At 69.5% G+C, this 25139-nt stretch carries 25 protein-coding genes; 15 read left to right on the top strand and 10 right to left on the bottom strand.

The window, feature by feature from the left end; all coding sequences use genetic code 11:
• Positions 1–31 precede the first annotated feature (31 nt).
• Genes QNJ30_00375 through QNJ30_00365 form a run of 3 tightly spaced genes read right to left on the bottom strand, consistent with a single transcriptional unit; the run spans position 32 to position 2609 of the window.
• On the bottom strand, positions 32–763 hold the full coding sequence (locus QNJ30_00375; GenBank protein MDJ0941891.1) for a GntR family transcriptional regulator: 732 nt from the start codon (positions 761–763) through the stop codon (positions 32–34).
• The gene (locus tag QNJ30_00370; protein ID MDJ0941890.1) at positions 760–1716 is read right to left on the bottom strand and encodes an SMP-30/gluconolactonase/LRE family protein; all 957 of its coding nucleotides are present in this window, start codon (positions 1714–1716) and stop codon (positions 760–762) included. Before QNJ30_00370 ends, QNJ30_00375 begins: the two co-directional genes overlap by 4 nt.
• Before the next feature lie 2 nt (positions 1717–1718).
• Entirely contained in the window at positions 1719–2609 is an 891-nt protein-coding gene (locus QNJ30_00365; GenBank protein MDJ0941889.1) for an NAD(P)-dependent oxidoreductase, read from the bottom strand.
• Positions 2610–2721: 112 nt separating this feature from the next.
• On the opposite strand from QNJ30_00365, the gene QNJ30_00360 reads away from it, so the two are divergent.
• From QNJ30_00360 to QNJ30_00335, 6 genes are all read left to right on the top strand, one after another.
• Complete coding sequence (locus QNJ30_00360) at positions 2722–4020, top strand: four-carbon acid sugar kinase family protein (protein MDJ0941888.1); 1299 nt, start codon at positions 2722–2724, stop codon at positions 4018–4020.
• Positions 4017–4655: an aldolase gene (locus QNJ30_00355; GenBank protein MDJ0941887.1), complete on the top strand. Its 639-nt coding sequence runs from the start codon at positions 4017–4019 to the stop codon at positions 4653–4655. The genes QNJ30_00360 and QNJ30_00355 overlap by 4 nt, the downstream gene beginning before the upstream one ends.
• A gap of 25 nt (positions 4656–4680) precedes the next feature.
• Positions 4681–4968, top strand: a complete 288-nt coding sequence (locus QNJ30_00350; GenBank protein ID MDJ0941886.1) for a putative quinol monooxygenase — start codon at positions 4681–4683, stop codon at positions 4966–4968.
• Between the two features lie 5 nt (positions 4969–4973).
• Positions 4974–6077, top strand: a complete 1104-nt coding sequence (locus tag QNJ30_00345) for an isocitrate/isopropylmalate dehydrogenase family protein (protein MDJ0941885.1) — start codon at positions 4974–4976, stop codon at positions 6075–6077.
• Positions 6074–7102 carry a Gfo/Idh/MocA family oxidoreductase gene (locus QNJ30_00340; GenBank protein ID MDJ0941884.1) on the top strand — a complete coding sequence of 343 codons (1029 nt, stop codon included), beginning with the start codon at positions 6074–6076 and terminating at the stop codon, positions 7100–7102. The genes QNJ30_00345 and QNJ30_00340 overlap by 4 nt, the downstream gene beginning before the upstream one ends.
• A 123-nt stretch (positions 7103–7225) precedes the next feature.
• On the top strand, positions 7226–8185 hold the full coding sequence (locus tag QNJ30_00335; GenBank protein MDJ0941883.1) for a homocysteine S-methyltransferase family protein: 960 nt from the start codon (positions 7226–7228) through the stop codon (positions 8183–8185).
• A gap of 54 nt (positions 8186–8239) precedes the next feature.
• Here QNJ30_00335 and cysK read toward each other — a convergent pair whose 3' ends face one another.
• From cysK to QNJ30_00315, 4 genes are all read right to left on the bottom strand, one after another.
• Positions 8240–9766 carry a cysteine synthase A gene (gene cysK, locus QNJ30_00330; GenBank protein ID MDJ0941882.1) on the bottom strand — a complete coding sequence of 509 codons (1527 nt, stop codon included), beginning with the start codon at positions 9764–9766 and terminating at the stop codon, positions 8240–8242.
• 82 nt (positions 9767–9848) lie between these two features.
• On the bottom strand, positions 9849–10493 hold the full coding sequence (locus QNJ30_00325) for a hypothetical protein (protein ID MDJ0941881.1): 645 nt from the start codon (positions 10491–10493) through the stop codon (positions 9849–9851).
• Positions 10494–10554: 61 nt separating this feature from the next.
• Positions 10555–11487, bottom strand: coding sequence for a hypothetical protein (locus QNJ30_00320; protein ID MDJ0941880.1), 933 nt, complete (start codon positions 11485–11487; stop codon positions 10555–10557).
• A 22-nt stretch (positions 11488–11509) separates the two neighbouring features.
• Positions 11510–12403, bottom strand: coding sequence for an alpha/beta hydrolase (locus QNJ30_00315; protein ID MDJ0941879.1), 894 nt, complete (start codon positions 12401–12403; stop codon positions 11510–11512).
• Positions 12404–13103: 700 nt separating this feature from the next.
• Here QNJ30_00315 and QNJ30_00310 point away from each other — a divergent pair.
• Positions 13104–14177 carry an alpha/beta fold hydrolase gene (locus tag QNJ30_00310; GenBank protein MDJ0941878.1) on the top strand — a complete coding sequence of 358 codons (1074 nt, stop codon included), beginning with the start codon at positions 13104–13106 and terminating at the stop codon, positions 14175–14177.
• A 21-nt stretch (positions 14178–14198) separates the two neighbouring features.
• Here the strand turns inward: QNJ30_00310 and QNJ30_00305 are convergent, their stop codons facing one another.
• From QNJ30_00305 to QNJ30_00295, 3 genes are all read right to left on the bottom strand, one after another.
• Positions 14199–14942: an SDR family oxidoreductase gene (locus tag QNJ30_00305; GenBank protein ID MDJ0941877.1), complete on the bottom strand. Its 744-nt coding sequence runs from the start codon at positions 14940–14942 to the stop codon at positions 14199–14201.
• A gap of 121 nt (positions 14943–15063) precedes the next feature.
• Positions 15064–15519 (bottom strand): hypothetical protein, encoded by a 456-nt coding sequence (locus tag QNJ30_00300; protein MDJ0941876.1) that lies wholly within the window; start codon positions 15517–15519, stop codon positions 15064–15066.
• A gap of 33 nt (positions 15520–15552) precedes the next feature.
• Positions 15553–16305 (bottom strand): SDR family NAD(P)-dependent oxidoreductase, encoded by a 753-nt coding sequence (locus QNJ30_00295; protein ID MDJ0941875.1) that lies wholly within the window; start codon positions 16303–16305, stop codon positions 15553–15555.
• Positions 16306–16499: 194 nt separating this feature from the next.
• On the opposite strand from QNJ30_00295, the gene QNJ30_00290 reads away from it, so the two are divergent.
• The 8 genes from QNJ30_00290 to QNJ30_00255 all read left to right on the top strand — a co-directional run bounded on the left by QNJ30_00290 (position 16500) and on the right by QNJ30_00255 (position 25096).
• On the top strand, positions 16500–17495 hold the full coding sequence (locus QNJ30_00290) for a BMP family ABC transporter substrate-binding protein (protein ID MDJ0941874.1): 996 nt from the start codon (positions 16500–16502) through the stop codon (positions 17493–17495).
• A gap of 76 nt (positions 17496–17571) precedes the next feature.
• Positions 17572–19095 carry an ABC transporter ATP-binding protein gene (locus tag QNJ30_00285; GenBank protein MDJ0941873.1) on the top strand — a complete coding sequence of 508 codons (1524 nt, stop codon included), beginning with the start codon at positions 17572–17574 and terminating at the stop codon, positions 19093–19095.
• Positions 19092–20207 carry an ABC transporter permease gene (locus QNJ30_00280; protein MDJ0941872.1) on the top strand — a complete coding sequence of 372 codons (1116 nt, stop codon included), beginning with the start codon at positions 19092–19094 and terminating at the stop codon, positions 20205–20207. Before QNJ30_00285 ends, QNJ30_00280 begins: the two co-directional genes overlap by 4 nt.
• Positions 20207–21181 carry an ABC transporter permease gene (locus QNJ30_00275; protein ID MDJ0941871.1) on the top strand — a complete coding sequence of 325 codons (975 nt, stop codon included), beginning with the start codon at positions 20207–20209 and terminating at the stop codon, positions 21179–21181. The genes QNJ30_00280 and QNJ30_00275 overlap by 1 nt, the downstream gene beginning before the upstream one ends.
• Positions 21178–21579 (top strand): cytidine deaminase, encoded by a 402-nt coding sequence (gene cdd, locus QNJ30_00270; protein ID MDJ0941870.1) that lies wholly within the window; start codon positions 21178–21180, stop codon positions 21577–21579. Before QNJ30_00275 ends, cdd begins: the two co-directional genes overlap by 4 nt.
• Complete coding sequence (gene deoC / locus QNJ30_00265; GenBank protein ID MDJ0941869.1) at positions 21576–22313, top strand: deoxyribose-phosphate aldolase; 738 nt, start codon at positions 21576–21578, stop codon at positions 22311–22313. Before cdd ends, deoC begins: the two co-directional genes overlap by 4 nt.
• Positions 22310–23647: a thymidine phosphorylase gene (deoA, locus tag QNJ30_00260; protein ID MDJ0941868.1), complete on the top strand. Its 1338-nt coding sequence runs from the start codon at positions 22310–22312 to the stop codon at positions 23645–23647. Before deoC ends, deoA begins: the two co-directional genes overlap by 4 nt.
• Positions 23648–23695: 48 nt before the next feature.
• Complete coding sequence (locus QNJ30_00255; protein ID MDJ0941867.1) at positions 23696–25096, top strand: DUF2185 domain-containing protein; 1401 nt, start codon at positions 23696–23698, stop codon at positions 25094–25096.
• Positions 25097–25139: the final 43 nt, after the last annotated feature.

Below are 25139 nucleotides of genomic sequence, written 5' to 3'. Positions count from 1 at the left end.
AGGTCGGCAGGGTGCCAGACGTCCTCTCCCCTCACAGCTCCTGCAGGTTGTAGCGCTCCAGGATGTCGGTCAGGAGCTGCATCGCCTGGTGGCGGTGCTGGTAGTGCAGCTCGTAGGCCCGGCGGCTCTCACCGGCGAGGATCGCCTCGATCAGCGCCCGGTGGTCGCGGCTCGACTTCTTGGGCAGGGGCCGCATCCTGAGGGTTACCATGCGCGCCCGGTGGACCAGGTCGAAGACCGTCATGGCCATGGTCGCCAGGCGTCGATTGCCGCAGAGCTCGAGCAGCAGGCGGTGGAAGTCCTCGTCGGCCCGGGCCCAGGCGTCGAGGTCGCCCCGGTCGAGCGAGCTCTCCATCTGCTGCACGGCGGCAATCATCGGCGCCAGATCAGCCTCCGTCGGACGCCGTTCGGCCAGGCGCTCGGCGGCGCGGGCCTCCAGGCTGGTCAGGACCTCGTAGATGTCGCGCATGTCCTCGGGCGCGATGGGCACGACGCGCATGCCGCGGCGCGGCAGGATCTCGACCAGGCCTTCCTTCTCCAGGCGGATCAGGGCCTCGCGCACCGGGGTCCGGCTCATGCCGAGCTGCAGGGCCAAGTCCTGCTCCAGGACCTGGAGGTTGGGCGGGTAGAGGTTGCCCATGATCCGCGACTTGATGTCGCGGTAGGCCCGGTCGACCAGCGAATCCCGCGGCGGTGCGGCCTTCTTGGCTCCGGCCTTGTTCGGCTCGGCCGTTGCCGGGCCGGACTTGGTGCGCGCGGTCACGCCGCGACCTCCCAGTGCAGGGGCGGCCGGCCGGCGACCGGAGCAGGAAAGCGGGCCAGGCTGTCGCCCAGCAGGCAGCCCAGGTAGACCGTCTTCAGATCCGGGCCGCCGAACGCGAGGCTGGAGATGTTGCGAAGCCGCCGGCTCTCGATCCTGTCGAGATGGGCGCGAGTCAATCGGCCGGCGGCATAGGCGGCCTCGACCCAGTCGAGATGAGCGGCGTCGCTGTCCTCCAGCACCACCTCCTGGCGCCCGTCGGGCTGGACGCGGATCACCCGGTTGCTGACGATGCTGACGATCCAGATCGCGCCCTCGGCATCGAAGGCCAGGCCGTCCGGAAAGGTCCCGGGGCCGAACTCGGCGACGATCTCGTAGTCGGAGAGCGTGCCGTCGGGGGCGGCGCGGAACCGCGAAAGTCGGCGGCCGAAGGTCTCGTTGACGTAGAGGTGCCGGCCCTCGGCATCGAACTGGACCTCGTTGGTGTAGCCCAGGCCGTCGGCGACGATGCGCGCACCCCGGTCGTCGGACAGGACGATGAAGCCGTCGGCCGCGTCGGCGCGGCAGCCCCGGATGCGCGGCCGGAGACGGGTGCTGACCGTGATCCAGAGCCGCCCGTACTCGTCCTCCAAGACGAAATTGGTCGGCGGCAAGGGCGAGCCCTCGACCTCGGTCAGGACCGGACGCAAGGTGCCGTTGCGGTCCAGGCTGAACACGCCACCACTGTCTTCGCCCAGGTGAGCGAGCAGGAAGCTGCCGTCCCGGCGCAGGGCAATGCCGTTCGGACGGACCCAACCTTCGCCTTCGGCGAGGTGCCGGGCTTGGCGGCCGTCGGGGGCGATCCGGGTCACGCCGCCCTCCCAGTCGGCGGCGAAGACGCTGCCGTCCGCGGTGCAGAGCACGCACTCCGGGCGCTTCAGGCCCTGGCCAAGGAAGGTCAGATCCTCGAGGCTCAAGGTCACGCCTCCTCCCCTTCCCGGTCGTAAAGCCGCGCGACCGCCGAGAAGTCCTCAGCGCCCAGGCCCTGTGCCAGCGCTGCCTCGAAGCGCTGCACCACCTGGTCCAGGAGCGGAGTCACCAGTCCCGCCTCCGACGCCAGGTCCCGGCCGAGCGCGGCATCCTTCTTCATCAGCTGCAGCATGAAGAGCGGCGAGAAGTCGCCAGTGCGCATCCGCGGCAGGCGCTTCTCGAAGTAGCGGGAGTAGGCGAAGCCGCCGCCATTGCAGACCACGTCGTAGAAGCAGTCGAGATCGGTGTCGGTCGCCCGGCAGAGCGCCAGCGCCTCGGCGACGGCCACCGCGTTGGCCGCCACGAGGGACTGGTGGATCAGCTTGATCCGGTTGGCGGCCCCGGAGCCGCCGGCGTAGACCCGGAAGCGGCCGAGCACGTCGAGCAGCGGCGCCGCGGCCTCGAAGGCTTGGCGCTCACCGCCGACCACGAAGCCGATCTCCCCGGTCTCGGCCTGCGGCACCGAACCCAGCATGGCCGCATCGAGGTGGGCCACGCCGCGGTCCCGCAGGGCGGCCGAGATCTCCTGGGTCGCCTTGGGGCTCACGGTCGAGCAGTCGATCGTGGTCGCGCCCTTGGCCAGGGCCCCGGCGATCCCGGCCGGCCCGAGATAGGCCTCGCGCAGGATCGCGTCGTTTGGCAGGCAGGTGAAAAGGACCTCGGCCCCGGCCGCCGCCGCGGGCAGATCGGGCACGGCGGCGATGCCGGTGACGGCGGCGGCCCGCTCCCGGGCCGCCGGATCGATGTCGTAAACCCGGAGCCGATGCCCCGCCCCTGCCAAGCCGGCCGCCATGGGCAGGCCCATGGCCCCCAAGCCGACGAACCCGATGTCCTGTCCCAAGTTCAACGCTCCCCCGCCGTTCCCGCCCCGGCGGCCCGATCAGAGTTTCAATCCTCGAGAAATTAATGTATACGTTATTTCAGGTTCTGGCCAGATCCGAAACGAGGCTGCGATGGGCCCGGGAACCGACATCGAGGGGGAAGATAGGGTGCTTCTCGGCTGCATCGCCGACGACTTCACGGGGGCCACGGACCTGGCGAACAAGCTGACCCGCCAGGGCCTCTACTGCGTCCAGTACAACGGTGTGCCCGACGACGGCGCCGGCCCGGCGCCCGAGGCCGACGGCGCGGTCATCGCCCTGAAGACCCGGAGCATACCGGCCGCCGAGGCGGTCGCCCAGTCACTGGTGGCGCTGGACTGGCTGCGTGGCCAGGGATGCCGAAGGGTCTTCTTCAAGTACTGCTCGACCTTCGATTCGACCGACGAGGGCAACATCGGCCCGGTCGCCGAGGCGCTGCTGGCCGCCCTGGAGAGCGACTTCACGATTGCCTGCCCGGCGGCGCCGGAGAACAACCGCACCGTCTACCAGGGCCATCTCTTCGTTGGCGACCGCCTGCTGTCCGAGACCGGGATGCGGCACCATCCGCTCAACCCCATGACCGACAGCGACCTGGTCCGGGTGCTGCAGCGCCAGAGCGCGGGCCGCGTCGGCCTGATCCCGCAGGCCGTGGTCGCCAAGGGGCCGGCGGCCGTCACCGCACGCATCGAAGAACTCCGCGCCGGTGGAACCGGCCTCGCCATCGCCGACGCCCTCTCCGAGGCCGACCTCGCGACCCTGGCCCGGGCGACGGAGGGCCTGCCGCTGATCACCGGCGGCTCGGGCCTGGCGGTCGGCCTGCCGGCGAACTTCCGGGATCGGGGGCAGCTGAACCCGATCCCGCCCCTGCCCCGGCCGCCGGCGGACGCACCGGCGGCGGTGCTCTCGGGCAGCTGTTCCGAGGCCACCAACCGCCAGGTCGCCGAGATGCGCCGGCGCCATCCGAGCTTCCGCCTGGACCCGGAAGCCCTGGCGGAAGGCGACGCTGCGATCGAGGCTGCGCTGGCCTGGGCCCGCGACGGCCTCGGCAGCGCCCCGATCCTGATCTACTCCACCGCCGATCCGGAGACCCTGGCCAAGGTGCAAGGGGACCTGGGCCGTGAGCGTGCCGGCCGGCTGGTCGAGCGGGCCCTGGCGCGGATCGCCGAGAGCCTGGTCCGGGCCGGGGTGCGGCGCCTGGTGGTCGCCGGCGGCGAGACCTCGGGCGCGGTGGTCACGGCTTTGGGCATCCGCAGCCTGGCGATCGGGCCCGAGATCGACCCCGGCGTGCCCTGGACGGTAAGCCTAAACGAGGAGCCGCTCGCCCTGGCGCTGAAGTCCGGTAACTTCGGCGGCCCCGACTTCTTCACCCGGGCCTTCGAGGTGCTGTCATGACCTCGCAGGAGGGCCGCCTGCGCGAGGCCATGGTCCGCTTCGGCCAGTCGCTCTTCCTGCGCGGCTACGGCTGCGGCTCCTCCGGCAACATCTCGGTCCGGCTCGAGGACGGCATTCTGGTGACGCCGACCAACTCCTGCCTGGGCATGCTGGAGCCGGAGCGCATCGCCAAGCTCGACCCGGAGGGCCGGCACCTGGCCGGCGATAAGCCCTCCAAGGAGGCCTTCCTGCACCTGGCGATCTACCAGGAGCGGCCCGAGGACCGCGCCGTCGTCCACCTGCACGCGACCCACTCGGTGGCCGTCTCCTGCCTGGAGGATCTCGACCCGGCCGACGTGTTGCCGCCGATCACCGCCTACTACGTCATGCGCATCGGGCGCCTGCCGCTGGTGCCCTATTACCGCCCGGGCGATCTGGCCCTGGCCGAGGCCGTGCGCGGCGTCGCCAAGGACCATCACGCCATGCTGCTGGCCAACCACGGCCCGGTGGTCTCGGCCAAGGCCCTGGACGCTGCGGTCTATTCCGCCGAGGAGCTGGAGGAGACCGCGAAGCTCTTCCTGCTGCTCGGCGAGCGCCGCTACTGCTGCCTGGACGCGGCGCAGCTTGCCGAGCTGCGCGAAGCCTTTCCCAACTGAACCAGAACCTAGGAGCCGAGATTCCGTGTTCGTCGTCGCCGTCATTTTCGTTTCCAAACCCGACAAGGCGGAGGCCTTCCGCGACCGCGTGCGCCGTCAGGCCGCTGAGTCCCTGGACCGCGAGCCGGGCTGCCATCGCTTCGACGTCTGTGCCGACCCGGAGGCCCCGGAGCGGATCTTCCTCTACGAGATCTACAGCGACGAGGCCGCCTTCAAGGCCCACCTCGAAACACGACATTTCAGGAGTTTCGACAGCGATATTGCGTCTCTGGTCGAAGACAAGACCGTGACGACCTGGACCCTTCTGGACTGAGGCCCATGCCGCAGAATTCGCGCTTTCGCATCGCCGTGATGCCCGGCGACGGGATCGGCACCGAGATCATGCCGCCCTGCCTCGAGATCCTGAAACGGGTGGAAGAGCGGGTCGGCGGCTTCGGCCTCGACTTCGAGCCGCTGCCCGCCGGCGCCGACCACTACCGCGAGACCGGCACCGCCCTGCCGGAGGAGAGCCTGCGCCGGGCCGGCGAGGCCGATGCGATCCTGCTGGGCGCCATGGGCCTGCCCTCGGTGCGCTATCCGGACGGCCGCGAGATCGCCCCGCAGCTGGACCTACGGGAGACCTTCGAGCTCTTCGCCGGGCTGCGGCCGGTTAAGAGCCTGCCGGGCCTGCCCGGCCCCCTCGCCGACCCGCGCGCCCGGAACTTGGACTTCGTGCTGATCCGGGAATCGACCGAAGGCCTCTTCGCCGCGCGCGGCAAGACCGTCTTCGACGGCGACGAGACCGCCCGCGACACCATGGTGGTCACGCGCAGGGCCAGCGAGCGGCTGTTCCAGGCCGCCTTCGACCTCGCCCGCCGGCGCCGGGCCAAGGGCCGGCCGGGCCGGGTCACCTGCGTCGACAAGTCCAACGTGCTGGGCAGCTTCGGCTTCTTCCGCCAGATCTTCGACGAAGTCGCGGCCCGGAACCCGGACGTCGAGGCGACCCACTGCTACGTCGACGCCATGGCCCTGAACCTGATCCGCAACCCCTGGGACCTGGACGTCCTGGTCACCGAGAACCTCTTCGGTGACATCCTCTCGGACGCCGGCGCTGCGCTGATGGGCGGCATGGGCATGGCGCCCTCCGCCGACGTCGGGGAGGCGCAGGCGGTCTTCCAGCCCTGCCACGGCACGGCGCCCGACATCGTCGGGACCGGCAAGGCCAACCCGACGGCAATGGTCCTCTCCGCAGCCATGATGCTCGACTGGCTGGGCGAGCAGCACGGCCTGCCGTGCTGCATCGAGGCCGGCAGCCTGCTGGCCCGCGCCGTCGAGCAGGCCTTTGCCGGCGGGAACCTTCGGCCGACCGAGCTGGGCGGCGGCAGTGGCCTGCGCGAGATCACCGAGGGGGTCCTGGCGGCCCTCGAGCGGGAGGCTCCATGACCGACCGCCTGCGGGTCGCCGTCGTCGGTGCAGGCTACTTCAGCCAGTTCCAGTACGAAGCCTGGCAGCGCTGCCCCGAGGTCGAGCTGGTCGGCCTAGCGGAGCGCGATGCCGGCCGCGGCCGGGCCATGGCCCAACGCTTCGCGGTCCCGGCGGTCTGCTCGTCGATCCAGGCGCTGCTCGAAGAGACCCAGCCAGACCTGGTCGACATCGTCACCCCGCCCGAGACCCACGAGGCCATGGTCGCCGCGGCGACGGCCCGCGGCGTGGCCATGGTCTGCCAGAAGCCACTGGCCCCCAGCCTCGCCGAGGCGCGCACTCTGGTCGAAATGGCCGAGGCCGCCGGGGTGCCGCTGATCGTGCACGAGAACTTCCGCTTCCAGCCCTGGTACCGCCATGCCAAGGCCCTGCTGGAGACGGGACGCCTGGGCAGGCCCCACGGCATCGCCTTCCGGCTGCGCCCCGGCGACGGCCAGGGCCCCGAGGCCTACCTGAACCGCCAGCCCTATTTCCAGAAGATGGCGCGCTTCCTGATCCACGAGACCGGGATCCACTTCATCGACACCTTCCGCTACCTGCTCGGCGAGGTGATCGCCGTGACCGCACGCCTGCGGCGCCTCAACCCGGCCATCGCCGGCGAGGACGCAGGCCAGGTGCTCTTCGAGTTCGAGAGTGGTGCCACCGGGCTCTTCGACGGCAACCGGCTCAACGACCACGACGCCGAGGATTGCCGCCTCACCATGGGCGAGATGCACCTGGAGGGCAGCGGCGGCGTGCTGCGCCTCGACGGCGACGGCGGGCTCTGGTTCAAGCCCCAGGGCGCGCCGGAGCGACCGGAGCCCTACGACTGGGAAAAGCGCGGCTTCGCCGGCGACAGCGTCTACCTGCTAACCCGGCACATCCTCGAGCACCTGATCGAGGGGGCGCCGCTGGCCAACAGCGGCCGCGACTACCTGCGCAACGTCGAGATCGAAGAGGCGATCTACCGCTCCAGCGAGACCGGGCGCCGCGTCGAGATCGGCTGAGCGTTCCCATTTGAGCGGCACTTTTGGTGACGGCGGTCACACTCGCTGCCATCCGGACTTCACGGCCTCGTGAGATCGGCCTAAGTGGGGGCGACTACGCCACTGACTTAGGGGAACGCCATCATGGCACGCTACCGGAACGCCCTGCCGCAGTTGACCGGCGGTCTGTTCCTGACCGACGGGGGCATCGAGACCACCTTGATCTACCACGAGGGCTTCGAGCTGCCCTACTTCGCCGCCTTCGACCTTCTGCGGCGGCCCGAGGGCCGCGACGCCCTTTGGGACTACTACGCCCGCTATGCCGAGATCGCTCGCGCCAAGGGTCTCGGCTTCATCTTGGAGAGCGCGACCTGGCGCGCCAGCAGTGATTGGGGCGAGCTGCTCGGCTACTCGGCCGAAGATCTGGCGGAGGCCAACCGCCAGGCGATCACCCTGCTGCACGACCTGAGGCGCGCCTACGAAACCGCCGCAACGCCCATGGTGGTCAGCGGCTGCGTCGGGCCGCGCGGCGACGGCTACGATCCTCGGGACAAGATGACCTCGGTCGAGGCCGAGTCCTATCATGGCCGGCAGATCGCGGTTTTCGCGGAAGCCGGCGCGGACATGGTGACGGCGATCACCATGAACTACGCCGAGGAAGCGATCGGCCTGGCCCGGGCGGCCAGCTCGGCCGGCTTGCCGGTGGCCATCTCATTCACGGTCGAGACCGATGGCCGCCTACCGACCGGCCAGACCCTGAAGGACGCGATCGAATGGGTCGACGAAGCGACCCGGGCGGCGCCGGCCTACTACATGATCAACTGCGCCCACCCCGACCACTTCGCCCACTCCCTGACCGGACGGGAAGCTTGGATGCAAAGGCTGCGCGGCCTGCGCGCCAACGCCTCGCGGCTCAGCCACGCCGCGCTCGACGCGGTCGAGGGGCTGGACTCCGGCGACCCGCAGGAGTTCGGTCGGCTGCACGGCGAGCTGCGGCACCGCTTCGGCCACATCAACGTCTTCGGCGGCTGCTGCGGCACCGACGACCGCCACATCGCGGCGATCACCGACGCGGTCACCGAGAGGACCCGCGAGGTCGCCTGAAACCCGGACCCGAGCCAGGGCCGCGCGACCTCCCCCGGTCGCGCGGCCCGGCGCTCAGGGCGTTGCCTCTCGGATTTCCGGCTCCGGCTTGGATCGCGGATGGAGCCAGGCCGGAAGAAAGCCGTAGGGATCGACCTCCGCCGCGTCGTCACAGTCGACACCGGCCTGTTCGAGCAGCGGCTGCAGGCGGCCGTCCCGGTAGGCGTCGAAGAGCTCTGTGCAGCCGCCGATGAAGGTCCCGCCGACGAAGATCTGAGGAATGGTCCGACAGGCTGTGCGCGCGGTCAGCGCCGCCCGGACCTCGCCGCCCCAGTTCTCGGCCTGGTAGGCGACGGAATCCAGATCGACCGAACGATAGGCGATGCCGAGCTTGGCGAACATCCTGCGGACCGACCAGCAGAACTCACACCACTCCAGAGCGAACATCACGACCGGCTGCTCCGGATCGTGGATCGTCTCGGCAACGAAGGCCGCCGCCGCCGCCGAGACCGCCGGAGGCTCCGCCGCGGCCGGGGCGGGCACTGCCGGGGCCGGCGCGTCGAAGCGGCAGCTCGGGGTCGAACGCGAGATCTCCCGCTCCTCCGCCGTCATCTCGACCGCGATGTCCTCGAAGAGCGGCGTGGAGAGATAGCGCTCCCCGGTGTCCGGCAGCATGCAGAGCAGGCTGCTGCCGGGTGCCGCCTCGCGAGCGACCTGCAGGGCGCCGGCGAAGGTAGCGCCGCCGGAGATCCCGCAGAAGATGCCCTCCTGCCGTGCCAGCTCCCGGGCCATCTTCAAGGCCTCCTCGCCGTTGATCGGCAGGATGCGGTCGATCAGCTTCATCGCAACGGCGTCCTCGGTGAGCTTGGGGATGAAGTCGGGGCTCCAGCCCTGCATGAGGTGCGGGCGGAAGTGCGGATGGCTCTCGGCCGGGCCGCCGTCGGCCGCGCGGCTTTGCGCCAGGCCGCTCGCCAGCACCGGCGCGTTGTCGGGCTCGCAGACGACGATCTTGGTCTCGGGCCGCGCGTCGGCCAGGACCTTGCCGACGCCCTTGAGAGTGCCGCCGGTGCCGGCACCCGTGACCCAGTAGTCCAGCCGCCGACCGTCGAAGTCGGCGAGGATTTCCGGCGCGGTGGTGCGGACGTGCATCTCCGCGTTGGCCTCGTTCTCGAACTGCCGGCAGAGGAACCAGCCGTGGGCCTCGGCCAGCTCGATGGCCTTCGACAGCATGCCGCTGCCCTTTTCGGAGGCCGGCGTCAGGACGACCTTGGCGCCCAGGAAGCGCATCAGCCGCCGTCGTTCAACGCTGAAGTTCTCCGCCATGGTGACCACCAGCGGATAGCCCTTCTGCGCACAAACCATGGCCAGGCCGATGCCGGTGTTGCCGCTGGTCGCCTCGATCACCGTCTGTCCCGGCGAGAGGCGGCCGCGGCGCTCGGCATCCTCGATCACGCCCAGGGCTAGACGGTCCTTGACCGAGCCCATGGGGTTGAAGGCCTCGAGCTTGACGAAGAGCTCGATGTCGGGCGGCGCCAGCCGGTTGATCTTGACCGCCGGGGTGCGCCCGACGGTCTCGAGTATGTTGTCGAAGATCTGCCCCATTATCCTGTTTCCCTTTCATCTTCGAAGATCCGGGGATCCCCCGGTCGGGAGACCCCCGGAATGCGAATCAGCGCGCCGGCGCTTACCAGAGCCGAAGCTTGGGACTGCGATGCAGCGAGGCCTGGACGTCGACGCAGTCGTAGGGCGGGCAGCCGCCGTTGAACTCGGTCAGCTGCGCATCCAGGACCTCGGGGTCCTCCGAAGCCGGACCATGGGCCCGGACGATGAGGTGCACCTCGGCCCCCGGCCGGATCGGGCGGTCGAGGCTCGGAAAAGGCACCTGGTCCTCGCCCTGGGGCAGCTCGCCGTAGTCGACCTCGCCCGAGAACTCGGCCTGACCGTAGGCGTCGGAGACGCGCCCGGTGGCGTAGAACACGCCGGGCTCGGCGGCCGGATTCCCGAAATCGTCGGCGCCGCAGAGGTAGGGCGCCAGGCAGTGCCGCGGGCGATTGAAGGTCACCCACCAGACCGTGTAGGGCGCGTCCGCAGCCAGATCCGTCGTATTGAAGGTGAAGCCGACGCCGGTCTTGGTGCGCGTCAGCACCGTCGTGCCATCGAGTTCCGCGAAGGACCCGTCGGGCAGCGCCGGCAGGTCCACGACGGCGGCCACGCTGACCTTCTCCTTGGAGAAGAAGCGCGCCTGCGCAGCGGAGTCCGCCTCCGCAGCGCCGGTCGCGCCCAGCGCGACGGCGCTGAGAGCAGATACGAAGAGATATCGACAGAGCATTGTTTTCTCCTGACTTTCGAAGTTCGATTGAAACGAGGGTCCCGGAAGCTTCTCGCCGGAACTAGGACAGTGTCGCCAAGGCCGTCTCGACCCGGAGCCTCTGCGGTTCCGTGGTCATCTCGGTCAGGACCTTGACGAAGTGGGGGTGTTCGGCACCGGACAGGATGTACTGCCGGCGGTAGGCTTCGAGGACGCCCTTGCCGAGCGCCGCCCGATCGAGCCGGCCCAGGGCGCGGCCGCAGGTCTCGGCGAAGTAGCGGGCATCCGCGGCCGCCTGCGCCCGGAGCAGGCCGTCGACCGCGGCGACCAGCTCGATGAATTCGTCGACGCCGCGATCGCGCTCGGCCTCCGTGAGGCCGGCGTGCAGGCGGCGCCACTCCAGTTCGTCGAGGATCGCGTGCTGGCTTTCCTCCTTCCAATGGAACAGGAAGACGTCCTTGAAGAGCGGCGAGAGCTCGTCGTCCGGCTCGATGCTCTCGCGATAGTGCGCCTGGGTGAAAAGCTCGATGTGCAGGGTCAGCGCCAGGATCGCCCAGTTCCCTTTGCTCAGCACCGCCCGCGCCACGGCGTCGGGGTCGGCGGCGAAGACGTAGCCCTCGGGCATCTGCTCGGCGGCGAGCCGCTCGATGCGGCGGAACAGCTTCTGATGCTTGATCTCCTCGTCGCTGAAGCGGACCAGGGCCTCCAGGGCGACCTGATCGCCAAACCAGTGATCGCGGCTGAGCTCCAGCACCTTGGCGTTGATGAAGCGCTCGACCAGGCCGAAGACGTTCGCGTAGGTCCGGCCCTGGATCTGGCTGAGGTAGCGCCGTTCCCTGGCCGAGAGAAAGTCGAGGTCGGCCACCCCGGAGAGGCCGTCCGGCAGGAACTTCTGCGACAGCTCGAAGCGGCGGCCTCGGATGACGTCCTCCTCGATGTCCCAGCGGACCCGCTTGGAGGCTTCGATGCAGCGCGCGAAGCGCTCCGTGTTGCCTTGGATGGTTTGGATGGACATGGTCGTTTCCCTTCCCTTCATTTCATTGGGTTTGCAGGTCTTCCGCGTACCTGGTGGACTGGCTCGGATCACGCGGGGGCCTCTGCAGGCCCTGCGCGCCGGCGGCGGCCAGCGCCGTGAGATGCGCAACGATGAAGGCATTCACGTCTTCGGCATGTGTCACCGCGCCCATGTGGCCAGCCCCGGCGATGGTCTCGAGGCGGCAGTCGGGCAGGGCCTGCCGCAGCCGCTCGGCGACCAGGCGGGTCGGCGCCGGCGCAAGCTCGCCGCGCAGGATCAGGACCGGCATGTCGAGCTCTCTGAAGGCGCCGACCGGCGTCGGCTCCTCGATGAGGGCGTGGAAGTCGAGCGGGGCCTTGGGCGCCCAGCGGACCAGCCTGGCCTGGACCTCGGGCCGCAGCCCGGCCCAGGCGCCGGGGCCGCTCCAGTAGTCGACGAAGCCGGCCGCGGCCCGGCGGCAGTCCCCGATGGCGACCGCTTCGACGCAGGCGCGCGCGACGGCGCGGATCTCGGCGAGAGCCGCCGCAGTCTCGCCCTGTTCTCCTCTCAGTAGGTGAAAGGCCGAGGGCTCGTAGAGCGTCAGGCTCGCCACCCGCTCCGGCCGCTCCAGGGCGATGCGCAGCGCGACGCCGCCGCCGTAGGAATGGCCAACGAGATGCACCGGTCGCCAAGCGGCATCGACGGCGGCCAGGATCGGGCGCGCCTCCTCCGCCAGCGTGAAGGCATGCTCTCCAGGCCAGCGGGGCGCGCCCTCGCAACCGAAAAAATCCGGCGCCGAGAGGTCGAAGCGGTCCCCCAAATCTGCCGCGAGGCGCCGCCACTGTCCGCCGTCGGCGCCGGAGCAGTGCAGGGCCACGACTGGCCGGCGGTCCGACCGGGAAGCGCTGTACAGCGTCGGGCCCGTCGGACGCGGCATGAGATTGAATGATCCGGGCAAAATTCCCCCTTCGCCGCGGGTTTCGCGCCCGCGGCTGGTCAACTGGTTTCAGCTCTTGCGTGCCTGGAAGCGTTGCGTGCTCAGGCGCCGATGGATCTCTCCCCTCCCCCAAGCCCGCACCGGGAGGCGAGCGCTTCCACCCGCCGGTCTCCAAGCCTTTTCTGTCGCCGTCCTGCTTCTCCTTGACGCCTCGTCTCGAACGCCCCTCGACCCTTCCCACCCTGTCGACGGCCGGGAGCCCGTGCGGTGGCGTTTCCGATACGGGCATCGGCCCGGGCAATCCTGAGGAAATTCGACTTTTTTTCTGACGACTCCTCGGCCGATAACCGGCCAAGGACCTTGCCGGAGTCGCGGCCCGAAGATGGCTCGCGGAGGGTTCGGCCAGGCGTCGCCCGCTCCCCGGCGGCGCGGGAGGACGACCCACACAGGCCCGGCTCCAACCGGACGGTCACCGGTTTGGGTAACCCGATCCTTGGGCCCTCTCGAACGCAGACCGCCGGATCGGGCTCGAAAGCCGGTGGACATCGCTTTCGCTCCACGCTTGGGTTAACCTCTTTGCGAGGTTCCCCCGGTCGCGCGGAGGCGTTAATCGGGCAAAGGTCCCAATCGCATCGATTCCTGGCCTTTTCCGTGGGACGCTTGTCCCATGTCGACTCGGGGAGGCGTTGGCGGTCTCGAGATGGAATCGCTGAAACAGCGGGTCAGGTTCGCCCATTCGCCGGACGGCATAGCCCTGGCCTGGGCGAGCAGCGGACAGGGCGTACCGATGGTCAAGGCCGCGAACTGGCTGACTCATCTGGAGTACGACCTGGAGAGCCCGGTCTGGTCCCACTGGGTCCGCTTCTTTTCGGACCACTTCCATCTGATCCGCTACGACGAGCGCGGTTGCGGCCTCTCCGATCGCTCCGCCAGGGATTTTTCCTTCGCGCGCTGGGTCGAAGACCTCGAGACGGTCGTGGCCGCAGCCGAGGTCGAGCGGCCGATCCTGCTGCTCGGGATCTCCCAGGGCGCCTCGGCTGCAATCGCCTACGCCGTCAAGCACCCGGACAAGGTGTCAGGGCTGATACTGCACGGCGGTTATGCACGCGGCTGGCGGAAGCGCGGCAACCCCCAGGGGGCGAAGCTCTACAAGTCGATCGTGGAGATTCTCGATCTGGGCTGGAACCTGGAGAACCCGGTGTTTCGCCAGCTCTTCACCTCGCGCTTCATACCCGACGGCAGCGACGAGCAGATCGGCTGGTACAACGATCTCTGCCACAGGACCATGTCGTCGGCCACCGCGTCCCGCCTGCTCGACGCGCGGGCCGACGTCGATGTCTTCGACCTCCTGCCCCGGGTCTCGGTCCCGACCCTGGTGGTTCAGAGCGACCAGGATCAGATCACGCCGATGTCCGAAGCGCGCATCCTGGCGCGCCACATGCCGAAGGCCGAGCTCGTCGTCCTGGAGTCCCGGAACCACATCCTCCTCAAGCAGGAAACGGCCTGGAGCCGCTTCAAGGAGGCCGTGCTCGACTTCGCCGGCGGGACGCCCGGCGTCGATCCGCAGCTGGGCCCGGACCTTAAGTGCCTGTCGCCGCGCGAGCGCGAGATCCTGTCGCTGATCTGCGAGGCCAAGAGCAATCCGGAGATCGCCGCCGCGCTGGCGATCTCAGAGCGCACGGTCCGCAATCACGCGACCAACATCTTCAGGAAGCTCGGCATCAAGTCCCGCGCCGAGGCCATCGTCTACCTCTACAAGGGCCGGGAGGCCTGACGCCGGGTCCGCGCGCCCGGGTCATCCCTCTTCCACCGGCGCGATGACGGCGCCGCCGGGGATCTGCTCGGTCGGGGTCAGCTCGATCGTGCTCACATTGACGTGCCAGGGCGCCGAGACCGCATAGACGACGGCCGCGGCGATGTCTTCCGGCTGCAGCAGCCGGAAGCCGCGCAGGAAGGTCTGGCGGTCGGCTTCATCCTTGAAGGCGGTGTCGAAGAACTCGGTCTCGACTCGGCCCGGGCAGATCTCGGTGAGACGCAGACCGCTGCCCTTAAGGTCGACGCGCAGGTGCTGGGCGAAGAGGTGGATCGCCCCTTTGCTCGCGCCGTAGACCGGGAAGCCGACCGGGTGCAGCCCGGCGACCGAGCCGATGTTGACGATGTGGCCGCGCCGACGGCCGGCCATGCCTTCGGCCAGCGCGCGGACGACGTGGATCGCTGCGCTCACGTTGATCCGGAGGATCTCGTCGATCTCCGCCGGACTCGACTTTAAGAAGCCTTCGAAGCCCCGCCCCAGGCCGGCGTTGTTGACCAAGACGTCGACTTCCAGCCCGCCGAGGTCTCGGTAAACCGCCTCCGTGTCGTCGAGGTCGAGGGTCAGGGTCCGGCAGCCGGTCTCCTCGGCCAGCGCGGCGAGACGATCTTCCCGCCGGGCCGAGGCGACGACGTCCAGGCCCCGCTCCCGCAGCGCCCGCACGCAGGCCGCGCCGATCCCGCTCGAGGCGCCGGTGACCAGGGCCGTCTTGTAGTCCGAAAGCGCCATCGCATTCACTCCAGAGAAGCTCGCTTCGATTATATTTGTATGTATTTACATTGTTTTACAGATGAAAGTTCAGAATCTATGCGAATTGACCGACAGGACGGCCACGAGGCGCGGCCTCGCGCTAGATCCCGGAACAGGCCGGCTTGAAGTTCTCCGTCAGCTCGATCATCTGCGGGCCACGCAGGTCTTGGTAGAGCCGGACCCGGCCTTCGCGATCCTCGACATAGACCTCTTTGAAGATGTCGTGCAGGACGGCGGTCGAGAAGTCCTGCGGCCGCTTGATGATGTATCGGAGCGCGACGATGAAGGGCGCGGAGGCTTCGACCCCAGCCGCGCCCTCCGCACAGTTGGCTTCCGTCACGTAGGTGAAGAGTGCGGCATCGCCGAAGTCCTGGAGGTAGACCTTCTGCGTGAAGGTCAGGCCGGACTCCTCCTGCTCCGAGATCGTGCGCTGCAGCTCACCCTCGACCTGCGGCATGCGGTCGACCAGGGTGAACTTCTCCTCGCTGCCGAGCGCCGACGAGGAGAGCGCCAGACCTACGACCAACACGGAAAGCGGAAGCTTGAGACCGGGCATCGTCCTTTCCTCGTCGCGTTCCGTGCTCTCGGTTCAATAGGTCGCCCGGCCGCCGGAGATGTCGAAGACCCCGCCGGTGGTGAAAGAGCATTCCTTCGAGGCCAGCCAGGCGACCAGGGACGCGATCTCGCCGACCTCGACGAAGCGGCCGCGCGGGATCTTGGAGAGCATGTAGTCGATATGGGCCTGGGTGATCTGCTCGAAGATCCGGGTCTTCGCCGCCGCCGGTGTGATGCAGTTGACCGCGATGTCGTGGTCGGCCAGTTCCTTGCCCAGGGACTTGGTCAGCGCGATCACCCCCGCCTTGGCGGCGCTGTAGGCCGAGGCGTTGGGGTTGCCTTCCTTGCCGGCGATCGAGGCGACGTTGACGATGCGGCCGTAGCCGGCCTCGATCATGGCCGGGACCACGGCCCGGCAGCAGAGGAAGACGCCGTCCAGGTCGATGGCCAAGACGCGGCGCCAGTCCTCGACCGGGTAGTCCCAGGTCAGGACGGCGGGCCCGGCGATTCCGGCGTTGTTGACCAGCACGGCCGGCGTGCCGTGGGCGTCGCGGCTCGCCGCCAGCGCCGCCGCGACCGAAGTCTCGTCGGTGACGTCCATAGCGAAGGCCAGGACCTCGCCCTGGTCCGCCAGATCGGCCGCGCTCTCGGCCGCCAGGGCTTCGTCCCGGTCCCAGAGGCTGACCCTGGCGCCGCTGGCCAGGAAGCGCTCGGCGATGGCCCGGCCGATGCCCTGCGCCCCGCCGGTGACGATGGCGTGTTGCCCCTCCAGGTCGATTCGGTTCATCTGCGGCCCTCCCCTGCCCGCATCTCAACTCCCGCCGGCGAGCCTGCGCCCGGGGCCGCCGGGGGTCAATGCCGTGGCACGCCGGCGCCCCCGTGGGCGGCACCACCTGCGCTTGCAGATGATCGGCATTGGTGTTTGACTGCCTGGACAAAATACGAGCCAAAGCGCTTCAGCTCTCAGGGAGGAACAAGAAAATGCGCAAGCTTTTTGCGGGGTTGGTGGTCGTCGCCTGGGCCGCGGCCGGCCCGGCCACAGCGGCCGAGGTGGTGCCGGGCCTGCTCTTCGACATGGGCGGGAAGTTCGACAAGTCCTTCAACGAGGCGGCCTACAACGGCGCCGAATCCTTCAAGAAGAAGACCGGGATCGCGTACCTGGAGTTCGAGCCGACCAACGAGGCCCAGCGCGAGCAGGCGCTGCGCCGCATGGCGCGCCGGGGGGCCACCATCATCGTCGGCGTCGGCTTCTCCCAGACCTCGGCCATCGAGACGGTCGCCAAGGAGTATCCCGACGTCAAGTTCACCCTGATCGACGGCGTGACCGAGGCGCCCAACGTGCAATCGGTGGTCTTCAAGGAGCACGAGGGATCCTTCCTGGTCGGCATGCTGGCAGCCATGGCGTCCAAATCCGGAAAGGTCGGCTTCGTCGGCGGCATGGACATTCCGCTGATCCGCAAGTTCGCCTGTGGCTACGAGCAGGGCGCCAAGCACGCCAAGGGCGAGACCGAGGTCCTGGTCAACATGACCGGCAACACGCCCGCGGCCTGGAACGATCCGACCAAGGGCGGCGAACTGGCGCGCAGCCAGTTCGACCGCGGCGCCGACGTGGTCTTCGCCGCCGCCGGCGCGACCGGAGTCGGCGTCTACCAGGCGGCCAAGGACGGCGGCAAGCTGGCCATCGGGGTGGACTCCAACCAGAACCACCTGCATCCCGGCACCATGCTCTCTTCGATGGTCAAGCGCGTCGACGTGGCGATCGATGAAGCCTTCACCGACGCCATGAACGGCAAATGGAAGCCGGGGCTCAAGGTCCTGGGCCTGGCCGAAGAAGGCGTGGGCTGGGCGCTGGACGACAACAACCGCGCGCTGATCTCGGCGGAGATGGAGACGGCCCTTGGCGCGGCCCGCGAGGCGATCGTCGCCGGCGACATCAAGGTCGCGGACTACACCGCCGGCAACAGCTGCAACTATTGAGCGGCCGGCCGTGACCAAGACGGCGTCTGGAGCGGCGCCGGCCGGGAAGACGACCGACCGGCCCGCGACCGAGGGCATGGCGATTGAGCTGGTCGGCGTCGACAAGCGCTTCGGCCCGGTCCATGCCAACCGCGAGGTCGATCTCGCCGTCGCGGCGGGTACGATCCACGGCATCGTCGGCGAGAACGGCGCCGGCAAGTCGACCCTGATGAAGATCCTCTACGGCTTCTACCAGGCCGACGCCGGCGAGATCCGGGTCAGGGGCAAGCCGGTGCGGATCCGCGACCCGCGCGACGCCATCGGCGCCGGGATCGGCATGGTCCACCAGCACTTCATGCTGGTCGATACCTTCACTGTGCTGGAGAACTTGATCCTCGGCGCCGAGGACCAGTTCTGGGTGCGCCCCAGCCTCGACCAGGCCCGCGACGAGCTGATCGCCATCGAGCGCGACTACGGCCTGGAGGTGCCGCCCGACGCCCTGGTCGCCGAGCTGCCGGTGGGCCTGCAGCAGCGGGTCGAGATCCTGAAGATCCTGTTCCGCGGCGCCCAGACCATCATCCTCGACGAGCCGACCGCGGTCCTGACCCCGCAGGAGACGGACGACCTCTTCAAGATTCTCCGGCGCCTCAAGGCCGAGGGCAAGACGGTGGTCCTGATCACCCACAAGCTGCAGGAGATCATGGCGGTCACCGACGCGGTGACGGTGATGCGGGATGGTGCGGTCGTCGGCAGGGTCGTCACGGCCGCAACCAGCCGCGAGCAGCTGGCCGAGATGATGGTCGGCCGCAAGGTCCTGCTGCGGGTCGACAAGACGCCGGCCAAGCCGGGCGACCCAGTGCTGACGGTCGAAGGCCTGACGGTGACCGACGAGGCCCATCAGCCCAAGGTCGTCGACCTCAGCCTGGAGGTCCGCGCCGGCGAGATCCTCGGCGTCGCCGGGGTCTCCGGCAACGGCCAGACCGAGCTGATCGAGGCCCTGGTCGGCCTGCGCGGCTTCACCGACGGCGAGGTCAAGCTCAAGGGCCGGCGCATCCTCTCCGGCTACCAGTCGAGCGATCCCCGGGAGCTGCGCCACCTCGGCCTGGGCCACGTGCCCGAGGACCGACTGCGCATGGGCGTCATCGTCGGCTTCGACGCCAGCGAGACGGCGATCCTCGGCTACCACGACGACCCGGCCTACAACGGCCGCCTGCTGAGCGAGCGGCCCAAGATCGTCACGCACTGCCAGGACCTGATGCAGTCCTTCGACGTGCGCCCGGCGGCCCCCTTGCTGCGGACCGGATCCTTCTCGGGCGGCAACCAGCAAAAGCTGGTCCTGGCCCGCGAGATTGAGCGCGACCCGGCCCTGCTGCTGGTCGGGCAGCCGACCCGCGGGGTCGACATCGGCGCCATCGAGTTCATCCACCGCCGGCTGATCGAAATGCGCGACGCTGGCAAGGCGATCCTGCTGGTCTCCGCCGAACTGGAGGAGATCCTGGCCCTGGCCGACCGGATCGTGGTCATGCACGAGGGCCGAATCGTCGGCGAGATGCCAACCGCCGAGGCCGACCGCCGGAAGATCGGCCTGCTGATGGCCGGGATCACGGAGGACGCGGCATGACCGGCAACGGCTTGCCGCGCTGGGTCGACCTGGCCCTGATTCCGCTGGTCAACCTGCTGGTCGCCCTGCTGCTGGCCGGCGTGGTCGTGCTGCTGGTCGGCGAGAACCCCTGGGAGGCGCTGAAGGCCCTGGTCTGGGGCGCCTTCGGGTCCTGGGACCAGATCGGCTACACGCTTTTCTACACCACGAGCCTGGTCTTCACCGGCCTGGCCGTGGCCGTCGCCTTCCACTGCGGCCTGTTCAACATCGGCGGCGAGGGCCAGGCCCTGATCGGCGGCCTGGGCGTGGCCCTGGTCTGCCTAGCCCTGGGCGACCTGCCCTGGCCGCTGCTGCTGCCGCTGGCAATGCTGGGCGCCATGCTCTTCGGCGGCTTCTGGGCCTTCGTGCCGGGCTACCTCCAGGCCGAGCGCGGCAGCCACACCGTGATCACGACCATCATGTTCAACTTCCTGGCCGCGATCCTGCTCAACTACCTGTTGGTCGAGGTCCTGATCGAGCCCGGCCAGCAGGTGCCGCAGACGGCGCGCTTCGCCGACGCCGGGCACCTACCCTACGCCCACGAGGTCCTGCGCGCGCTGGGGGTGCGGACCGGGCCCTCGCCGCTCAACGTGACCTTCCTGGTCGCCCTGGCCGCGGCCGGCCTGGTCTGGCTCTTCCTCTGGCGCAGCCGCTGGGGCTACGAGCTGCGCTGCACCGGGGCCAACGAGCAGGCCGCGCGCTACGGCGGCATCTCGCCCGGGCGCAGCATCATGCTGGCCATGGCCCTCTCCGGCGCCCTGGCCGGCCTGCTGGCGATCAACGAGGTCATGGGCTCCCAGCACCGCCTGATGCTCGGCTTCTCCGCCGGCTTCGGCTTCACCGGCATCGCGGTCGCCCTGATGGGGCGCAACCACCCGCTCGGGGTGATCCTGGCCGCCCTGCTCTTCGGGGCGCTCTACCAGGGCGGCAGCGAGCTGGCCTTCGAGATCCCGACCTTCACCAGCGACATGGTGGTGGTGATCCAGGGCCTGGTGATCCTGTTTTGCGGCGCCCTGGAGAACATCTTCCGCAGTCCCATCGTCGCCTTCTTCCGGGCAAGGTCCCGGGAGGCGCCACAGGAGGCGCCGGCCTGATGGGCGAGACCTTCCTCCTCATTTTGCTTCTGATCGACGCCACCGTGCGGGTGGCGACGCCTCTGCTGCTCGCCGCCTTCGCCGGCATGGTCGCGGAACGCTCCGGGGTCATCGACATCGGCCTGGAGGGCAAGATGCTGGCCGGGGCCTTCGCCGCGGCGGCGGTGGCGGCGGTCGCCAACTCGGCCTGGCTCGGGCTCGGCGCGGCGATCATCGTCTCCATGTCCTTCGCGCTGCTGCACGCTTACGCCTGCGTCACCCACAACGGCAACCAGGTGGTCTCCGGCATGGCGATCAACATCCTGGTCGCCGGCCTGGGGCCGACCCTGGCCGTCGCCTGGTTCGGCCTCAACGGGGTGACGCCGTCCCTGCAGGGTCCGGGCCGCTTCATCGGCTTCGACCTGCCGATGAGCGAGTGGCTGGCACCGATCCCGCTGATCGGCCCGGTCTATTCGGAGGTGATCAGTGGCCACAACCTCCTGGTCTACCTGACCATCGGGGTCCTGCCGCTGGTCGCCCTCCTGATCTACCGGACCCGTTTCGGCCTGCGCCTGCGCGCGGTCGGCGAGAACCCCCACGCCGTCGACACCGCCGGGATCTCGGTCGCCGCCTTGCGCTACCGGGCGATGCTGCTCTGCGGATTCCTCTGCGGGATCGCCGGCGCCTACCTCTCAACCGCGCACGCCGCCGGCTTCGTGCGCGACATGACCGCGGGCAAGGGCTACCTCGCCCTGGCGGCGATGATCTTCGGCAAGTGGAAGCCGGTGCCGACGGTCTTGGCCTGCCTGCTCTTCGCCTTCGCCGACGCCCTGCAGATCCGGCTCCAGGGAGTCGCCCTGCCCGGCATCGGCGTGATCCCGGTCCAGGTCATCCAGGCCCTGCCCTACGCTCTGACCGTGATCCTGCTGGCCGGCTTCGTCGGCCGCGCCGTGGCGCCCAAGGCCAGCGGCATCCCCTACGTGAAGGACAAATGAGCGACCTCGATGAGATGATCCGCCTGGCCAAGGCGGCGCGGGACAATGCACATGCCCCTTACTCCGGCTTCCAGGTCGGTGTCTGCCTGCGCAGCGGCGACGGTCGGTTTTTTTCTGGCTGCAACGTCGAGAACGCCTCCTACCCCGAGGGGCTCTGCGCCGAGACCGGCGCCCTTGGCGCCCTGGTCGCCGCCGGCGCCCGCGAGGTCGCCGAGGTCCTGGTCCTGGCGGAGGGCGAGCGGCTCTGCACCCCCTGTGGCGGCTGCCGCCAGCGCCTGGCCGAGTTCGCGGGCTCCGGGACCCCGGTTCACATCGCGGGACCTGAGGGCCTGCGTCGCAGCTTCACCCTGGGCGAGCTGCTGCCCGAGGCCTTCTTCTTCGAGCGGGGCAAGGCATGAGCGAAAGCCTGCGCGGGCTGGCGCGGCGCCTGCTGCCGCTGCTCGACCTGACCAGCCTGAACGACGCCCGCGACGACGACATCGCTGCGCTCTGCGCCAAGGCGGTCACGCCTCATGGCAAGGTCGCGGCGGTCTGCTCCTGGCCCGACTTCGCCGCCGAGATGGCCGAGCGCCTGGCCGGCAGCGGGATCGCCGTCGCGGTGGTCGTCGACTTCCCCGAGGGCGAAGGATCGGCCGAGGGCGCGGCGGCGGAGGCCCGGCAGGCGGTGGCCGCGGGCGCGACCGAGCTCGACCTGGTCATGCCCTACCGGGCCTGGCTGGCCGGCGAGCACGAGGCCGCCAAGACCAACATCGCCGCGGTCAAGGCGGCGGCCGGTGCGGCGAAGCTGAAGGTGATCCTGGAGACCGGCGCCTTTCCCGGTCCGGCCGAAACGGCCGAGGCGGCCCGCGACGCCATCGCCGCCGGCGCCGACGTCCTCAAGACTTCGACCGGCAAGATCGCCGTCGGCGCCACGCCCGAGGCAGCCGAGGCCTTGCTCGGGGTGATCCAGGAGCGCGGCGGACGGGTCGGCTTCAAGGCGGCCGGCGGCATCCGGAGCCTGGAGGACGCGGCGGCCTATCTGGAGATCGCCGAACGCCACCTGGGCGCGGATTGGATCGGCCCGACGCATTTCCGGATCGGTGCCTCAAAGCTGCTCGACACCGTGCTCGCGGCCCTGGAGGCCGGCGGGTGAGCGCGCCCGGCTTCCTGCCGCAGGAAGTGATCCGCCGCAAGCGCGACGGCGCCCGGCTGGCGCCCGAGGAGGTCGCGGCCTTCGTTGCCGGCATCACCGACGGCTCGATTTCCGAGGGTCAGGCGGCGGCCTTCGCGATGGCGGTCTTCTTCCGAGGGCTCGAGCGCGAGGAATGCGTCGCCCTGACCCGCGCCATGATGGCCTCGGGCCGGGTGCTCGACTGGCCAGGGGAAGAGCGGCCGGTGCTGGACAAGCATTCGACCGGCGGCGTCGGCGACAAAGTGAGCCTGCCCCTGGCCGCGATCCTGGCGGCCTGCGGCGCCGCGGTGCCGATGATCTCCGGCCGCGGCCTGGGCCACACCGGCGGCACGCTGGACAAGCTGGACTCCATCCCGGGCTATCAAAGCCAACCCGATATCGAAACCTTCCGGCGGGCGATCGCCGAGACCGGCTGCGCGATCATCGGACAGACCGCCGACCTGGCGCCGGCCGACAAGCGCCTCTACGCGATCCGCGACGTCACCGCGACCGTCGAGTCCATCCCGCTGATCACAGCCTCGATCCTGTCCAAGAAGCTGGCCGCCGGGCTCCAGGGCCTGGTCATGGACGTCAAGGTCGGCAGCGGCGCCTTCATGGCCGATATAGACGATGCCAAGGCCCTGGCCGAGAGCATCGTCGCGGTCGCCGAGGGCGCCGGCCTCAGGACCCGGGCCCTGATCACCGACATGAACCAGGTCCTCGGCCGCAGCGCCGGCAACGCCCTGGAGGTCCGCGAGGCCGTCGACTACCTGACCGGCGCACAGCGCGACCCGCGCCTGCACGAAGTGGTGGCCGCGCTCGCGGCGGAGCTGCTGCAGATCGGCGGCCTGGCCGCCGACGCCGCGGCAGCCGAGGCCGCCATCGAGTCTGCGCTCGACGGCGGCGCGGCGGCGGAGCGGTTCCAGCGCATGGTCGCCGCCCTCGGCGGCCCCGGCGACCTGATCGAAGACCCGGATCGGCACCTGCCGCAATCGGCCTGCACGCTCGCCGCCCATCCGGAGACCGCGGGCTCGGTCGCCGCGATCGACGTCCGTGCGGTCGGCCTTGCGGTGCTGAGCCTGGGCGGCGGCCGGCGCCGCGCCGAAGACGCCATCGACCACAGCGTCGGTCTGACCGAGATCGCGGGCCTCGGCGAGGCGGTCGGTCCGGAGCGGCCTCTTGCCTTGATCCATGCCCGCAGCGCAGGCGATTGCGAAGCCACCGCCGAGCGGCTTCGCAGCGCCTTCACCTTGGAAGGCAGTCCAGAGCTGCCCGGCCCTTGCATCCGTGCAAAGATCACCGCTCCAGTCGATTAGGCGCTTTCCTCGTAGGGTGACCCGAGGCGCTTTCAGAAGGAGACTGCCATGACACGTCTGCGCCTCGATCCGCCGGAACGGCTGGGCCGGATCCGGGTGCCGAGCGGGATCCTTCTGGTGCTCGACGGCGGCCTTCTGAACCTCTGGAACCATGACCGGGATCCCGTGCTGCCGCCCCACCATCTGAACAGTGAAGAGGCACGAGCGAGCGCTGAAGCGGCCCGCGACTTCCGGCTCGAGGGCCCCGACGCGCGCGCGGCGGGCCTCGCCTTCGATCGCAGCGCCCATCCGCTCTACGCCTACGACGTCCCCGGTGCGAGCCTCGAAGAGTTCAAGGCCGACTTCGAGTCCCTCTGCCGAGACCGGGGTTTTCAGGCGCAGCTCGTGCCGCTGGACCAGAGGGTCAGCCATCGCGCGAGAGTCGACCAGTATCTCGAGAACGGCGTGGTCGAGAACGGGATCACCTTTCACGGCGTCTGGGCCGCGGTCGCGCCGGGCCTGCCGAAGGACGCCGTGCTGCCGGTCATGGGCCGCCGCCGGTCCGAGGACGAGGAGTTCGCCGGCCGCTGGCAGGAGGTCTATGTCGAGCTGCGGCCGGACGCGGAGATCCTCCGCTCCGAGTTCCGCGGTTACGCCGCGGTCGACGAGGCTCGGCTGATCCTCGCCGACGTCGAATCCCTCGGCGGCTGGGTGCACGACGACAGCTTGGATGGCCTCGCGGACGTCGTCTTCTGGGGGCGTGACGCGGCGGCAGCGGCTGAGGCTGCCGAAGCCCCGCCCGGTCCGGACCAAGACGGCCATTTCGGTTGGTCGGACCTGGACGAGGGGACGGCCCGCGAGCGGGCCCGACAGCTCCAAGGTCTGAAGGCGCAAAACGACTGGCTCTACGCGGTCGACCTCCGGCCGCATTCGCATCACTGGCGCCTGATGAGCCAAGTCCGGCGCAGCGATACCGAGTCCGGCGTCCTGCGCCTCGGCGAGGCCGAGCTCTGCCTCTTCATGACCACCTGGGGCGACGGCCTCTTCGAGGTCTACGCTGACTACGATGCCTCCGACCGGCTGGCTCGGGTCAGAGTCCTGCTGGGTTCGGAGCAGACGGTCTCCAGAATGCGCAAGGTCCAGGACCGCTATTTCGGCGAAGGCGCGAAGCTGGCTTTCGTCTCCGAGCGCGTCTTGGAGGACGGGGGCTGTGTTCGTTTTCTCTACCGCGAGGCCACCGACCGCGAGCAGGACAGCGGTTGGCGCGTCTTTGCCGGCAGCGAAAGCGACGAGGAACTGAATGATCCGAAGAGAATCCAGCTCGTACCGATTTGGAAACTGATCGAAGGCGACGACAGCCTGGCCATGATCTTCGAGGCGCCCGTGGGTTCCGTCTTCGAACGCGAGAGCTGCGAGGCGGCATTCCAGGTTGTCACCGACTGGTCGCCTTCCGAGGACGAACCCGACTGATCGTGCGAGGCCGCGACGCAGTCTTAAGTCGAAGGTGTTGATT

The sequence above is a fragment of the Kiloniellales bacterium genome (assembly GCA_030066685.1).
GTDB lineage: Bacteria > Pseudomonadota > Alphaproteobacteria > Kiloniellales > JAKSBE01 > JAKSBE01.
This window is presented reverse-complemented; position numbering and strand designations above follow the sequence as displayed.

Coding starts and splice junctions, on each gene's coding strand:
- QNJ30_00360 (MDJ0941888.1), top strand. CDS start 2,722: ATGGGCCCGGGAACCGACATCGAGGGGGAAGATAGGGTGCTTCTCGGC.
- QNJ30_00355 (MDJ0941887.1), top strand. CDS start 4,017: ATGACCTCGCAGGAGGGCCGCCTGCGCGAGGCCATGGTCCGCTTCGGC.
- QNJ30_00345 (MDJ0941885.1), top strand. CDS start 4,974: ATGCCGCAGAATTCGCGCTTTCGCATCGCCGTGATGCCCGGCGACGGG.
- QNJ30_00340 (MDJ0941884.1), top strand. CDS start 6,074: ATGACCGACCGCCTGCGGGTCGCCGTCGTCGGTGCAGGCTACTTCAGC.
- QNJ30_00335 (MDJ0941883.1), top strand. CDS start 7,226: ATGGCACGCTACCGGAACGCCCTGCCGCAGTTGACCGGCGGTCTGTTC.
- cysK (MDJ0941882.1), bottom strand. CDS start 9,766: ATGGGGCAGATCTTCGACAACATACTCGAGACCGTCGGGCGCACCCCG.
- QNJ30_00325 (MDJ0941881.1), bottom strand. CDS start 10,493: ATGCTCTGTCGATATCTCTTCGTATCTGCTCTCAGCGCCGTCGCGCTG.
- QNJ30_00320 (MDJ0941880.1), bottom strand. CDS start 11,487: ATGTCCATCCAAACCATCCAAGGCAACACGGAGCGCTTCGCGCGCTGC.
- QNJ30_00315 (MDJ0941879.1), bottom strand. CDS start 12,403: ATGCCGCGTCCGACGGGCCCGACGCTGTACAGCGCTTCCCGGTCGGAC.
- QNJ30_00310 (MDJ0941878.1), top strand. CDS start 13,104: ATGGAATCGCTGAAACAGCGGGTCAGGTTCGCCCATTCGCCGGACGGC.
- QNJ30_00305 (MDJ0941877.1), bottom strand. CDS start 14,942: ATGGCGCTTTCGGACTACAAGACGGCCCTGGTCACCGGCGCCTCGAGC.
- QNJ30_00300 (MDJ0941876.1), bottom strand. CDS start 15,519: ATGCCCGGTCTCAAGCTTCCGCTTTCCGTGTTGGTCGTAGGTCTGGCG.
- QNJ30_00295 (MDJ0941875.1), bottom strand. CDS start 16,305: ATGAACCGAATCGACCTGGAGGGGCAACACGCCATCGTCACCGGCGGG.
- QNJ30_00290 (MDJ0941874.1), top strand. CDS start 16,500: ATGCGCAAGCTTTTTGCGGGGTTGGTGGTCGTCGCCTGGGCCGCGGCC.
- QNJ30_00285 (MDJ0941873.1), top strand. CDS start 17,572: ATGGCGATTGAGCTGGTCGGCGTCGACAAGCGCTTCGGCCCGGTCCAT.
- QNJ30_00280 (MDJ0941872.1), top strand. CDS start 19,092: ATGACCGGCAACGGCTTGCCGCGCTGGGTCGACCTGGCCCTGATTCCG.
- QNJ30_00275 (MDJ0941871.1), top strand. CDS start 20,207: ATGGGCGAGACCTTCCTCCTCATTTTGCTTCTGATCGACGCCACCGTG.
- cdd (MDJ0941870.1), top strand. CDS start 21,178: ATGAGCGACCTCGATGAGATGATCCGCCTGGCCAAGGCGGCGCGGGAC.
- deoC (MDJ0941869.1), top strand. CDS start 21,576: ATGAGCGAAAGCCTGCGCGGGCTGGCGCGGCGCCTGCTGCCGCTGCTC.
- QNJ30_00255 (MDJ0941867.1), top strand. CDS start 23,696: ATGACACGTCTGCGCCTCGATCCGCCGGAACGGCTGGGCCGGATCCGG.